Source organism: Amycolatopsis sp. MEPSY49 (assembly GCF_051337345.1).
GTDB lineage: Bacteria > Actinomycetota > Actinomycetes > Mycobacteriales > Pseudonocardiaceae > Amycolatopsis.
Genome location: NZ_JBDLYJ010000014.1, coordinates 158,871 through 172,127, shown reverse-complemented (window position 1 = coordinate 172,127; position 13,257 = coordinate 158,871). Strand labels below are relative to the sequence as shown.

The window sequence follows — 13,257 nt, the reverse complement described above, 5'->3', positions numbered from 1 at the left end:
ACTAATCTCAGGTCATGTCACGCGCAAGCCTGGACAAGGACCCGCACGAAGTCGCCGCGATGTTCGACGGCGTCGCGTCCGGGTACGACCGGGCGAACTCGTTCATGACCTTCGGCTTCGACCGGCGCTGGCGCACCACCACCGCCCGCGTGCTCGACGCCCGCCGCGGCGAGAAGGTTCTGGACCTCGCCGCCGGCACCGGCGTGTCCACCGTCGAGTACGCCCGTGGGGGCGCCTGGTGCCTGGCCGCGGACTTCTCGTTCGGCATGCTCCGCGCCGGGAAGCACCGGAACGTGCCGATGGTTGCGGCCGACGCGCTCAACCTGCCCTTCGCCGACGAGAGCTTCGACGCCGTGACGATCTCGCTGGCCCTGCGCAACTTCGTCGACACGAAGGCCGCGCTCACCGAGATCGCCCGGGTGGTCAAGCCCGGCGGCCGCCTGGTGATCTGCGAGGTCTCGACGCCGCCGTTCGCCCCGATCCGGTTCATCCACCGGCGGTTCATGCTGAAGCTGCTCACCTGGGTCGGCAAGCGGACGTCGTCGAACCCCGAGGCCTACTCCTACCTGGCCGAATCGATGCTCGCCTGGCCCGACCAGCGCACGCTCGGCGAGATCATCGCGAGCGCGGGCTGGACCGACGTCGAGTGGTTGAACCTCACATTCGGCGTCGTGGCGATCCACCGCGCGCGCAAGCCTGCCTAAACTCGCGCGTATGAGCCGTCGTACCGCAGACCAGGACGCCGAAGTCATCGTCGTCGGCGCCGGGCCCGCCGGATCCACCGTCGCGACCTATCTGGCGAGGGCGGGCGTCGACGTCCTGCTGCTGGAGAAGACCGAGTTCCCGCGCGAGAAGGTCTGCGGCGACGGCCTGACCCCACGCGGCGTCAAGCAGCTCATCGACCTGGGCATCGACACGAGCGAGGACGCCGGCTGGGTGCACAGCCGCGGCCTGCGGATCCTCACCGGCGACCTGACGCTGGAGCTCGACTGGCCGGACCTGACGAGCTACCCGCCGTACGGTGTTTCCCGCACCCGCCACGACTTCGACGACCTCCTCGCGAAGCTCGCGGTGAAGGCGGGCGCGCGGCTGTACGAGCGCACCACCGTCACCAGCGCGATCACGAACGCGAGCGGCCGCGTGGTCGGCGTCGAGGCGAAGGTCGGGCCGGAGAAGACGCCGGTGCACTACCGCGCGCCGCTCGTCCTGGCCTGCGACGGCGTCTCCGCGCGGCTCGCGCTGAGCGTCGGCATCCAGAAGAACGAGAAGCGCCCGATGGGCGTGGCCGTGCGCCAGTACTACAAGAGCCCGCGCCACGACGACCCGTTCATCGAGGGCCACCTCGAGCTGTGGGACCGCTCGGACCCGCGGGACCCGAAGCTGCTGCCGGGCTACGGCTGGGCGTTCCCGCTCGGCGACGGCACGGTCAACGTCGGCCTCGGCATGCTGTCGACGTCGGCCTCGTTCCGGAACACCGACTACCGCGCGCTGCTGCGCCAGTGGCTCGACGGGACGCCGGAGGAGTGGGGCTACCGCGAGGAGAACGCGATCGGCAAGGTCGGCGGCGCCGGCCTCCCGATGGGCTTCAACCGCACCCCGCACTACCGCGACGGCCTGCTGCTCCTCGGCGACGCGGGCGGCATGGTCAGCCCGTTCAACGGCGAGGGCATCTCGGCCGCGATGGAGTCCGCGCAGATCGCCGCGGAGGTCGTCGTGCAAGCGCTTGCGCGGCGCGAAGGCCCTTCGCGGGAACGTGCTTTGGAGGCGTACCCGCGCGCGGTCCGCGAGCTGATGGGCGGCTACTACCAGCTGGGCAACGTGTTCGCGAAGATCATCGGCAAGCCGAAGATCATGCACGCGTGCACGAAGTACGGGCTGCGCATCAACAAGCTCCTGCCGCTGGTCTACAAGGGCCTGTCGGGCTGCTACGACGCGAAGGGCGGCGACGGCGTCGACCGCCTGATCTCCGCCCTGGCCCGCGCCACCCCGTCCCCCCGCTGACCAACGCGTCACTTTCCCTAGGAAAGATGCGTCCCGAGGCCCCTTGGACGCATCTTTCCTAGGGAAAGTGGCGTCTTCATACGCGCGCGGACACTCGGGTGGCCTAACAAGTTGGCCGTGCGGTCAGTGGGATAGCTCACACGCCGACGTCCCAAATGTCCGGCCGGCGAGCGATCTTGGACGGTCTTCGCGCAGGTCGTGCGCGCGTCGTCATCGGGCCGTGACAACGATGGCGGGAAAAGTTAGGCGACCCTTATAACACGGGGGCCTAGGGACAAGAGTGTGAGTCGCGTCCTAGACTCCCCCCATGCTTTGTGAATCCCTTCACATCCGCGACGAGTGGCTTGTGAACTATTTCACAAGCACCGCGCGGTCCAGCCACGGGCCGTAAGGAGACCCTGACCCTCGGCGGTGTGACCCAGGTCCCTTAGGGTGCCGACGAGGCCAAGCGGTTCCCCACCACAAGCACAACCGCATCGGCGCGGAAAGGATGGCGAAGACCCCGTGCTGACGTTGCTGACCCGAACCGACACGGTGCAGCTGGCGCAAGAGGCCCCCAGCCTGAAGCCCTACCTGCCCATCGTGATCCTGTTCGTCCTGGCGCTGGCGTTCGCCGTGCTGTCGGTCCTGCTCGGGCCGCTCGTCGGCCCCAGCCGGTACAACAAGGCCAAGCTCTCCGCCTACGAGTGCGGCATCGAGCCGTCCCCGCAGCCGCTCGTCGGCGCCGGGCGGATGCCGGTCGCGTACTACATCACCGCGATGCTGTTCATCCTGTTCGACATCGAGATGGTCTTCCTCTACCCGTTCGCCGTGCAGGCGGACGCGCTGGGCACGTTCGGCCTGGTGGAGATCCTGCTGTTCATCGCGACGGTCGGCTTCGCGTACGCCTACGTGTGGCGGCGCGGCGGCCTGGATTGGAACTAGACCCATGGGCCTCGAAGAGAAACTCCCCAACGGCATCCTGCTGGCCAGCCTCGAAGGCCTCGTCAACTGGGCGCGCAAGAACTCGCTGTGGCCCGCGACCTTCGGCCTCGCCTGCTGCGCGATCGAGATGATGACGGTCGGCGGTTCCCGCTACGACATCGCCCGCTTCGGCATGGAGCGCTTCAGCGCGACGCCGCGGCAGGCCGACCTGATGATCGTCGCCGGGCGCGTCACGCAGAAGATGGCCCCGGTACTGCGCCAGATCTACGACCAGATGGCCGAGCCGCGCTGGGTGCTCGCCATGGGCGTCTGCGCCTCCTCCGGCGGCATGTTCAACAACTACGCCGTGGTCCAGGGCGTCGATCACATCGTGCCGGTCGACATGTACCTGCCCGGCTGCCCGCCGCGGCCGGAGATGCTGCTGGACGCGATCCTCAAGCTGCACGCCAAGATCCAGGACGAGCCGATCAACGCCCGCCGCGCCGCCATCCGCGCCGCCAGCGGGGCGCGCACCGAGCTCGTCGCGTCGTCGATCAAGTACGCGAAGAAGTAGAGCGATGACTGAGAACCCCCAACCCGGCGAAGAGCAGTCCAGCGCCGAGCGTGCCGAAACGGGCCTCACGGCGAAGGGCCCGGGCGCGGCCGAACCGGTCGTCACCGGGCGCGAACGCCAGGGCATGTTCGGCGTCCACGGCACCGGCGACACCTCCGGCTACGGCGGCGTCCGGCTCCCGGCGTACAGCCCCGCGCCGGCCGAGCGCCCGTACGGCGGCTGGTTCGACCAGTTCGCCGACGAGTTCTACGCGGCGCTGGCCGACCACAAGATCCCCGCCGAGTCGATCCTGCAGACGACGGTCGACCGCGGCGAGATCACCTTCTACGTCGACCGCGAGAAGCTGGCGGAGATCGCGAAGGTCCTGCGTGACGACGGCGGCCTGCGCTTCGAGCTGCTGTCCTCGGTGTCCGGCGTGGACTACGGCGTCGACGTCCCGCAGCGGCTGCACGCGGTCTACCACTTCACGTCGCTGACCTACCGCCGCCGGATCCGCCTCGAGGTCACCCTCGACGTCGAGGACGCGCACGTGCCGTCGCTGGTCGGGATCTACCCGACCGCCGACTGGCAGGAGCGCGAGGCCTGGGACATGTTCGGCATCGTCTTCGACGGCCACCCGGCGCTGACCCGGATCCTCATGCCGGACGACTGGGACGGCCACCCCCAGCGCAAGGACTACCCGCTCGGCGGGATCCCCGTCGAATACAAGGGCGCGGAGATCCCGCCGCCGGACCAGCGGAGGTCGTACTCGTGAGCACCGAGAACCTGTCCGACGTCACCACGGGCACGTCGACCACCGAGACCGGCAGCGACAGCACCGACGACGTCAACTACGCCGATTCCCGCGACACCACCGAAGGCCGCGTCTACTCGGTCTCCGGCGGCGACTGGGACGACGTCGTCGCCGACGCGGCGCACGACGAGCGCATGGTCATCAACATGGGCCCGCAGCACCCGTCGACGCACGGCGTGCTCCGGCTCGTGCTGGAGATGGAGGGCGAGACCGTCACGCAGCTGCGGTCGGTCATCGGCTACCTCCACACCGGCATCGAGAAGAACTGCGAGTACCGGACCTGGACCCAGGGCGTCACCTTCGTGACGCGGATGGACTACCTGGCCCCGCTTTCGACGGAGATGGCGTACTGCCTCGGCGTCGAGAAGCTGCTGCAGATCGAGGCCCCGCGCCGCGCGCAGCTGCTGCGGGTGCTGCTGCTGGAGATCAACCGGATCGGCTCGCACCTGGTCTACATCGCCACCGGCGGCATGGAGCTCGGCGCCACCACCGCGATGACGCTCGGCTTCCGCGAGCGCGAAGAGGTGCTGCACCTGCTGGAGCACCTGACCGGCCTGCGGATGAACCACGCGTTCATCCGTCCCGGCGGCCTCGCGCAGGACATGCCGGCGGACTACCGCGAGAAGGTCACCGAGTTCGTCAAGACGATGAAGCAGCGCCTTCCGCTGTACGACAAGCTGTTCACCGGTCAGCCGATCTGGCGCAACCGGCTCAAGGGCGTCGGGTACCTGCCGGTCGACGCGTGCCTCGCGCTCGGCGTCACCGGCCCGGTGCTGCGGTCGGCCGGTCTCCCGTGGGACCTCCGCAAGACCGAGCCGTACTCCTGCTACGACGAGTTCGACTTCGACGTCCCGGTCGACAACGGTGCCGACTGCTGGTCGCGCTACCTGATCCGCGTCCACGAGATGCACGAGAGCCTCAAGATCATCGAGCAGTGCCTCGAGAAGCTCGAGCCGGGCCCGGTCATGGTCGAGGACAAGAAGATCGCGTGGCCCGCGCAGCTGTCCATCGGCAGCGACGGCATGGGCAACTCGCTCGAGCACGTCAAGAAGATCATGGGCCAGTCGATGGAGTCCCTGATCCACCACTTCAAGCTGGTCACCGAGGGCTTCAAGGTGCCGGCCGGCCAGGTCTACACGTCGGTCGAGTCGCCGCGCGGCGAGCTGGGCGCGCACCTGGTCTCCGACGGCGGCACCCGGCCGCTGCGGGTCCACGTGCGCGAACCGAGCTTCGTGAACCTGCAGTCGATGCCCGCAATGGCCGAAGGCGGCCTGGTCGCGGACGTGATCGCCGCGATCGCCTCGATCGACCCCGTCATGGGGGGAGTGGACCGATGAGCACAGCAGTTCCCGAGCCGGGCCCGAACTACTCCGCGACGACGCACGCCGCGGCCGGGCCCGACACCGACGTCGTCGCCATCGCGCCCGACCCGGAAGTCGCCGCCGGGATCATCACCGAGACGCCGCTGGAAGACATCTTCGACGCGGACATCCACGCGAAGGCGCAAGAGCTGATCGCGCGCTACCCGATGTCCCGCTCGGCGCTGCTGCCGATGCTGCACCTCGTGCAGTCGGTGCAGGGGTACGTCAGCCAGGAGGGCATCGCGTTCTGCGCGAAGCAGCTCGACCTGTCCGACGCCGAGGTCAGCGCGGTCGCGACGTTCTACACGATGTACAAGCGCAAGCCGTGCGGCGAGCACCTCGTGAGCGTCTGCACCAACACGCTCTGCGCGGCCATGGGCGGCGACGCGATCTACAAGCGGCTCCAGACGCACCTGGGCTCCGACGCGGAACCGCTGGGGCACAACGAGACCGCGGGCACGCCGAACGAGCCGGGCTCGATCACCCTCGAGCACGCCGAGTGCCTCGCGGCCTGCGACCTCGCACCGGTCATCCAGGTCAACTACGAGTACTTCGACAACCAGACCGAGGACAAGGCCGTCGCGCTGGTCGACGCGTTGCAGGCGGGGAAGAAGCCGGCCCCGACGCGCGGCGCGCCGCTGACGAGCTTCAAGGGCGCCGAGCTGCAGCTCGCCGGGTTCTTCCCGGAGGACGAAGCGGCCTACCGCCGGGACGTCGACGGCCCGTCGCAGGCCGTCGAGACACTGCGGGGCGCGAAGCTCGCGCAGGACCGCGGCTGGGTCGCCCCGGTGGCGTCCGATGTCCCGCTTCCCGAAGTGGAGAAGAAGTAATGGCTGACCCCATCACTCCGGTCCTCACGAAGCGCTGGCTGTCCCCGAACTCCTGGCAGATCGGGACGTACGAGGCACTCGAGGGCTACACCGCCGTCCGCAAGGCCCTGGCGGGGACGCCGGAGCAGCTCGTCCAGCTGGTCAAGGACTCCGGCCTGCGCGGCCGCGGCGGCGCGGGCTTCCCGGCCGGCATCAAGTGGTCGTTCATGCCGCCGAACTTCGACAAGCCGCACTACCTGGTGATCAACGCCGACGAGGGCGAACCTGGTACCTGCAAGGACATCCCGCTGATGATGGCGGACCCGCACTCGCTCATCGAGGGCTGCATCATCGCCTCGTACGCGATGCGGTCCAACCACTGCTTCATCTACGTCCGCGGCGAGGCGCTGCACTGCATCCGCCGGCTCAACGCGGCCGTGCGCGAAGCCGAAGCGGCGGGTTACCTGGGCGAGAACATCCTGGGCTCGGGCTTCGACCTCAAGATCACCGTCCACGCGGGCGCGGGCGCGTACATCTGCGGTGAGGAGACGGCGCTGCTCGACTCGCTCGAGGGACGTCGTGGCCAGCCGCGGCTCAAGCCGCCGTTCCCCGCGGCCGCCGGTCTCTACGCGGCGCCGACCACGGTCAACAACGTCGAAACCATCGCGAGCGCGCCGTTCATCGTCAACGGCGGCTCCAGCTGGTTCCGCGAGATGGGCCGCGAGAAGTCGCCCGGCCCGAAGATCTACTCGATCTCCGGCCACGTCGAGAAGCCCGGCCAGTACGAGTGCCCGCTCGGCACCACGCTGCGCGAGCTGCTCGACATGGCGGGCGGCATGAAGGACGGCATCCCGCTCAAGTTCTGGACCCCGGGCGGCTCGTCCACCCCGATGTTCACCGCCGAGCACCTCGACGTTCCCCTGGACTTCGAAGGCGCGGCGGAAGCAGGCTCCATGCTCGGCACGACCGCCGTGCAGGTCTTCAACGAGACCGTGTCGGTGCCGTGGGCCGTGATGAAGTGGACGCAGTTCTACGAGCACGAGTCCTGCGGCAAGTGCACGCCGTGCCGCGAAGGCACGTACTGGCTGGCGCAGATCCTCGAGCGCATGGTCGAGGGCCACGGCACCGAGGAGGACATCGACACCCTCCTCGACGTCTGCGACAACATCCTCGGCCGGTCGTTCTGCGCCCTCGGCGACGGCGCGGTGTCGCCGATCCAGAGCGGCATCAAGTACTTCCGCGAGGAGTTCCTCGCGCTGTGCGAAGCGAACCGGCACGAACAGACCAAGCCCGAACTCGTGGGAGCGCAGGCATGACGATCGCGCCCGACAAGCCAGAGACCACCGAGACGCCGGTCCCCGAGGGCCACGTCAAGCTGGTCATCGACGGCGAAGAGGTCATCGCCCCCAAGGGCGAGCTCCTCATCCGCACGGCCGAACGCCTCGGCACGGTCATCCCGCGGTTCTGCGACCACCCGCTCCTCGACCCGGCCGGCGCCTGCCGCCAGTGCCTCGTCGAGGTCGAGATGGGCGGCCGGCCGATGCCGAAGCCGCAGGCGTCCTGCACGATGACCGTCGCCGACGGCATGGTCGTCAAGACGCAGCTGACGTCGCCGGTCGCGGACAAGGCCCAGCAGGGTGTGATGGAGCTGCTGCTCATCAACCACCCGCTGGACTGCCCGATCTGCGACAAGGGCGGCGAGTGCCCGCTGCAGAACCAGGCGCTGGCCCACGGCCGCACGGAGTCGCGGTTCGTCGACACCAAGCGGACGTTCCCGAAGCCGCTGCCGATCTCGACGCAGGTGCTGCTGGACCGCGAGCGCTGCGTGCTCTGCCAGCGCTGCACCCGGTTCTCCCGCGAGATCGCCGGCGACCCGTTCATCGAGCTGCTCGAGCGCGGCGCCCACCAGCAGATCGGCACCGCGGAGACGGCGGACGTGCTGGACATGGCGTCACGGACGACCAGCGGCCAGCCGTTCCAGAGCTACTTCTCCGGCAACGTCATCCAGATCTGCCCGGTCGGCGCCCTCACGAGCGCGGCCTACCGGTTCCGGTCCCGCCCGTTCGACCTGGTGTCCGCGCCGAGCGTCTGCGAGCACTGCTCGTCCGGCTGCGCCGAGCGCACCGACTTCCGGCGCGGCAAGGTCCAGCGCAAGCTGGCCGGCGACGACCCCGAGGTCAACGAGGAGTGGATCTGCGACAAGGGCCGCTTCGCCTTCCGCTACACCGGCGCCGAGGACCGCATCAAGCGGCCGCTGGTCCGCAACCGCGAGACCGGTGAGCTGGAAGAGGCGTCCTGGACCGACGCGCTGCGCGCCGCTGCCGAGGGCCTCACCGCGGCTCGCTCGAACGGTGGGGTCGGCGTCCTGCCCGGTGGCCGGCTGACCGTCGAGGACGCCTACGCGTACTCGAAGTTCGCCCGCGTCGCCCTGCAGACCAACGACGTCGACTTCCGCGCCCGCCCGCACTCGGCCGAGGAGCTCGCGTTCCTCACCTCGCACGTCGTGGGCGTGACGCCGGAGTCCGGCGTCACCTTCGGCGAGATCGAGCGGGCGCGCACGGTCCTGTGCGTCGCCTTCGAGCCCGAGGACGAAGCGCCGATCGTGTTCCTGCGGCTGCGCAAGGCGGCCCGCAAGAACCGCACCCGGGTCGTCCACTTGGGACAGTGGACGACGTCGTCGGTGCGCAAGACGTTCGGCGAGCTGCTCGCCTGCGTCCCCGGCCAGGAGGCCGCGGCCGTCGAGGGCATCGCCAAGCACGCGCCGGACCTCGACGAGGCCCTGCGCGGCGAAGGTGCGGTCGTCCTGGTCGGCGAGCGCGCCGCCCAGGTGCCCGGCCTGTTCTCGGCCCTGCACGACCTGGTCGAGCGCACCGGCGTCCGGCTCGCGTGGATCCCGCGCCGCGCCGGCGACCGGGGTGCGCTGGCCACGGGCTGCGTGCCGACGCTGCTGCCGGGCGGGCACCGGGTCGGCGACGACGCCGCGCGCGTCGCCGTCGAAAACGCTTGGGGCGTCCCGATCCCGGCCACGCCGGGCCGCGACACCACCGGCATCCTGCGGGCGGCTTCGGCCCGCGAGCTCGGCGGCCTGGTCGTCGGCGGCGTCGACCCGTTCGACCTGCCGGACCCGGACCTCGCGCTGCGCGCGCTGGACAACGCCGGCTTCGTCGTCAGCCTCGAGCTCCGCCACAGCGCGGTGACCGAGCGCGCGGACGTCGTGCTCCCGGTGGCGGCGTCCGACGAGAAGGCGGGCAGCTACCTCAACTGGGAGGGCCGCACCCGCCCGTTCGACGTCACGCTCGAAGGCACCGGCGCCCTGCCGGACTGCCGGGTGCTCGACACCCTCGCCGTCGAGATGGACGCCGACCTGTTCACGCAGACGCCGGCCGCCGCCCGCGGCGACTTCGAGAAGCTCGGCCCGGCCTCGGCGTTGCGCTGGGGTCCGGTCGAGGCGGAAGCCGGCGGAGCCACGAAGGTCCCGGGTGCGGGCCAGGCGGTCCTGTCGACTTGGCGCCAGCTCATCGACAACGGGTCCCTGCAGGACGGCGAGCCGCACCTCAAGGGCACCCAGCGCACGCCGGTCGCGCGGCTGTCCGCGAACACCGCGGAAGGGCTGGGCGTCACCGTCAAGGTGAGCACCGAACGCGGCGCGATCACGCTACCGGTGGAGATCGCGGACCTGCCCGACGGCGTCGTGTGGCTGCCGGGCAACTCCGACGGCTCCGCCGTGTTGAAGACGCTCGGCGCCGGGCACGGCGCCGTCGTGAACCTCGCTGGAGGTGGGCAATGACCCCGCTGCTGACCACGCTTTTAGGGGACACTGCCGCAAGCAGCGTCCCCGACGCGGCGACGCGGGCGGCGCTGCTGGCGGACGACCCGTTGTGGCTGATCCTGCTCAAGTGCGTGGTCATCCTGCTGATCGGGCCGATCATGACGATCTTCCTGATCGTCTGGGAGCGCAAGGCGGTCGGCCGGATGCAGAACCGGCCCGGCCCCAACCGGGTCGGCCCGGGCGGCTACCTGCAGTCCCTCGCGGACGCGATCAAGCTGCCGTTCAAGGAACAGATCATCCCGGACACGGCCGACCGCAAGGTGTACTTCCTCGCGCCGGTCATGTGCGTGGTGCCGTCGCTGATCGCGCTGTCGGCCATCCCGTTCGGCCCGGTCGTGTCGATCTTCGGCGAGCGGACCGTGCTGCAGCTGCTCGACCTGCCGGTCAGCGCGCTGGTGATCCTGGCCTGCTCCTCGATCGGCGTCTACGGCATCGTGCTCGCCGGCTGGTCGTCGGGCTCGCCGTACCCGCTGCTCGGCGGCATGCGCAGCGCGGCGCAGGTGATCTCCTACGAGATCGCGATGGGTCTCTCGATCGTCGCGGTGATCCTGCAGGCCGGCTCGCTGAACCTGGCCGACATCGTCGGCGCGCAGCACAAGGTGTGGTTCCTCTACCTGGTCCCGAGCTTCGTGATCTACCTGATCTCGATGGTCGGCGAGACCAACCGCGCCCCGTTCGACCTCCCCGAGGCCGAGTCGGAGCTGGTCGGCGGCTTCCACACCGAGTACAGCTCGATGAAGTTCGCGATGTTCTTCCTCGCCGAGTACGTCAACATGGTGATCGTCTCGGCGTTCGCGACGACGCTGTTCCTCGGCGGCTGGATGGCCCCGTGGCCGCTGTCGCTGATCGGGAACAACGTCCTCAACACCGGCTGGTGGCCGGTGCTGTGGTTCTTCGCGAAGATGTTCGTCCTGCTCTTCGGGTTCATCTGGCTGCGCGGCACGCTGCCCCGCCTGCGCTACGACCAGTTCATGCGCCTGGGCTGGAAGGTCCTGGTCCCGCTGAACCTGGTGTGGATCATCATGGTGACCTTCGCGAAGGTCATCGCCTGGAACACCGCGTCCATCATCATCGCCGCGGTCGCCATCTTCATCGTCCTCGCCCTGTTCTTCTACGTCCGCGCGTCGGGCCGCGAAGAGGAGAGCGAGACGATCCCGGTGACCGGCGGCGGTTTCCCGGTCCCGCCGCTGGACCTGAAGGTCCCGCAGACCACCCCGCGTCAGAAGGCCCTGGCCAAGGCCGAGGCGAAGGCGGCCCGCCGCAAGCCGGCGGCCGTCGGTACCGCACAGGAAGGAGCGCAAGATGGGGTTTCTTGATCCCGTCAAGGGCTTCGGCGTCACCTTCGGGATGATGTTCAAGAAGGTCGCCACCGAGGAGTACCCGGAGGCGGGCGCGCCCGCCGCCCCGCGCTACCACGGCCGGCACCAGCTGAACCGCCACCCGGACGGCCTCGAGAAGTGCGTCGGCTGCGAGCTGTGCGCGTGGGCGTGCCCGGCGGACGCGATCTTCGTCGAGGGCGGTGACAACACCGAGGAGGCCCGGTACTCGCCGGGCGAGCGGTACGGCGCGGACTACCAGATCAACTACCTGCGCTGCATCGGCTGCGGTCTCTGCATCGAGGCGTGCCCGACGCGGTCGCTGACGATGATCAACTTCTACGAGCTGGCCGACGACGACCGCCAGCGGCTGATCTACACGAAGGAAGACCTGCTCGCCCCGCTGCTGCCCGGCATGGAGCAGCCGCCGCACCCGATGCGGCTGGGCGAGAACGAGCAGGACTACTACGTGAACGGCCCCGAACTGGCTCGCGGGGAGGCTTCGAAGTGATCACCGCACTTCTGGCCCAGGCCCCGACCGGTGCCGCCGCCGGCGTCACGACCGGCGAGGCCATCGCGTTCTGGATCCTCGGGCCGCTGTCCCTGCTCGGCGCGCTCGGCATGATCTTCTCGCGCAACGCCGTCCACTCGGCGTTGTGGCTCGTGCTGACGATGCTGAGCCTGGGCGCGCTGTACATGATCCAGTCGGCGCCGTTCCTGGGCTTCACGCAGATCATCGTCTACACCGGCGCGATCATGATGCTGTTCCTGTTCGTGCTGATGCTGGTCGGCCGCGAAAGCTCCGACTCGGTCGTCGAAGTCCTCCGTGGACAGCGGCTCGCCGCCACCGTGCTCGGCATCGGGATGGCCGCGCTGCTGGCCACCGGCATCTACCGGGCGATGGAGAACGTCACCCCGGCGACCCCGCTCGACTCGACGACGTCGGCCGGCGGCGGTCCCAAGGGCCTCGGCAAGCTGATCTTCACCGACTACCTGTTCCCGTTCGAGCTGACGTCGGCGCTGCTCATCACCGCCGCCATCGGCGCGATGGTGCTGGCCTTCACCGACCGGCACGCCAAGGGCGGCAAGAAGACGCAGAAGGAACTGGTCGTCGAGCGCTTCCGCGGCGAGCACGACCGGCCCTCGCCGCTGCCCGGCCCGGGTGTCTTCGCCACCGCCAACTCGGTGGCGACGCCGGCGCTGCTGCCGGATGGCTCGGTCGCCCCGGAGTCGCTCTCGGCGATCATCGAGTCCACCTCGGCGATCGAGCTGGCGAAGGAACGCAAGCTCGTCAAGGACGAGGGCCCGCACCCCGACGCGCACGCGCTGGTCGGCTCCGAGGGCGCTTCGGAAGGGGAGAAGGAATGACCCCCACGTACTACCTGCTGCTGTCGGCGCTGCTGTTCGCGCTCGGCGCGGTCGGCGTGCTGGTGCGGCGCAACGCGATCGTCGTGTTCATGTGCATCGAGCTGATGCTCAACGCCGTGAACCTGTCGCTGGTCACCTTCGCCCGGATCAACGGCGGGCTCGACGGCCAGATCATGGCGTTCTTCGTCATGGTCGTCGCGGCCGCCGAGGTCGTGGTCGGCCTGGCGATCATCATGGCCATCTTCCGCACCCGGCGCTCGGCTTCGGTCGACGACACCAACCTGCTGAAGTACTAGGAGACAC

General features: G+C 69.5%; 13 protein-coding genes. All 13 read left to right on the top strand.

Going from position 1 to position 13,257, the window contains the following annotated elements:
• Window positions 1-14: 14 nt before the first annotated feature.
• The 13 genes from ABFJ78_RS41785 to nuoK all read left to right on the top strand — a co-directional run bounded on the left by ABFJ78_RS41785 (window position 15) and on the right by nuoK (window position 13,250).
• Window positions 15-704, top strand: coding sequence for a demethylmenaquinone methyltransferase (locus ABFJ78_RS41785; protein WP_436392978.1), 690 nt, complete (start codon window positions 15-17; stop codon window positions 702-704).
• 10 nt (window positions 705-714) lie between these two features.
• Entirely contained in the window at window positions 715-2,001 is a 1,287-nt protein-coding gene (locus tag ABFJ78_RS41780; protein WP_436392977.1) for a geranylgeranyl reductase family protein, read from the top strand.
• A gap of 504 nt (window positions 2,002-2,505) precedes the next feature.
• Window positions 2,506-2,925, top strand: a complete 420-nt coding sequence (locus ABFJ78_RS41775) for an NADH-quinone oxidoreductase subunit A (RefSeq protein ID WP_364460780.1) — start codon at window positions 2,506-2,508, stop codon at window positions 2,923-2,925.
• Window positions 2,926-2,929: 4 nt separating this feature from the next.
• On the top strand, window positions 2,930-3,478 hold the full coding sequence (locus tag ABFJ78_RS41770; protein WP_086678877.1) for a NuoB/complex I 20 kDa subunit family protein: 549 nt from the start codon (window positions 2,930-2,932) through the stop codon (window positions 3,476-3,478).
• Between the two features lie 4 nt (window positions 3,479-3,482).
• Window positions 3,483-4,232, top strand: a complete 750-nt coding sequence (locus tag ABFJ78_RS41765; RefSeq protein WP_436392976.1) for an NADH-quinone oxidoreductase subunit C — start codon at window positions 3,483-3,485, stop codon at window positions 4,230-4,232.
• The gene (locus ABFJ78_RS41760) at window positions 4,229-5,608 is read left to right on the top strand and encodes an NADH-quinone oxidoreductase subunit D (protein WP_436392975.1); all 1,380 of its coding nucleotides are present in this window, start codon (window positions 4,229-4,231) and stop codon (window positions 5,606-5,608) included. Before ABFJ78_RS41765 ends, ABFJ78_RS41760 begins: the two co-directional genes overlap by 4 nt.
• A complete protein-coding gene (nuoE, locus tag ABFJ78_RS41755) occupies window positions 5,605-6,462 on the top strand; it encodes an NADH-quinone oxidoreductase subunit NuoE (RefSeq protein WP_436392974.1) in 858 nt (285 codons plus the stop codon). Before ABFJ78_RS41760 ends, nuoE begins: the two co-directional genes overlap by 4 nt.
• Window positions 6,462-7,757: an NADH-quinone oxidoreductase subunit NuoF gene (gene nuoF / locus ABFJ78_RS41750; protein WP_364460768.1), complete on the top strand. Its 1,296-nt coding sequence runs from the start codon at window positions 6,462-6,464 to the stop codon at window positions 7,755-7,757. Before nuoE ends, nuoF begins: the two co-directional genes overlap by 1 nt.
• On the top strand, window positions 7,754-10,228 hold the full coding sequence (locus tag ABFJ78_RS41745) for an NADH-quinone oxidoreductase subunit G (protein WP_436392973.1): 2,475 nt from the start codon (window positions 7,754-7,756) through the stop codon (window positions 10,226-10,228). The genes nuoF and ABFJ78_RS41745 overlap by 4 nt, the downstream gene beginning before the upstream one ends.
• Window positions 10,225-11,586 (top strand): NADH-quinone oxidoreductase subunit NuoH, encoded by a 1,362-nt coding sequence (nuoH, locus tag ABFJ78_RS41740; protein WP_436392972.1) that lies wholly within the window; start codon window positions 10,225-10,227, stop codon window positions 11,584-11,586. The genes ABFJ78_RS41745 and nuoH overlap by 4 nt, the downstream gene beginning before the upstream one ends.
• Window positions 11,573-12,097, top strand: coding sequence for an NADH-quinone oxidoreductase subunit NuoI (gene nuoI / locus ABFJ78_RS41735; protein WP_091303924.1), 525 nt, complete (start codon window positions 11,573-11,575; stop codon window positions 12,095-12,097). The genes nuoH and nuoI overlap by 14 nt, the downstream gene beginning before the upstream one ends.
• Complete coding sequence (locus ABFJ78_RS41730) at window positions 12,094-12,954, top strand: NADH-quinone oxidoreductase subunit J (RefSeq protein ID WP_436392971.1); 861 nt, start codon at window positions 12,094-12,096, stop codon at window positions 12,952-12,954. The genes nuoI and ABFJ78_RS41730 overlap by 4 nt, the downstream gene beginning before the upstream one ends.
• Window positions 12,951-13,250, top strand: coding sequence for an NADH-quinone oxidoreductase subunit NuoK (nuoK, locus tag ABFJ78_RS41725; RefSeq protein WP_003081840.1), 300 nt, complete (start codon window positions 12,951-12,953; stop codon window positions 13,248-13,250). Before ABFJ78_RS41730 ends, nuoK begins: the two co-directional genes overlap by 4 nt.
• Window positions 13,251-13,257 lie beyond the last annotated feature (7 nt).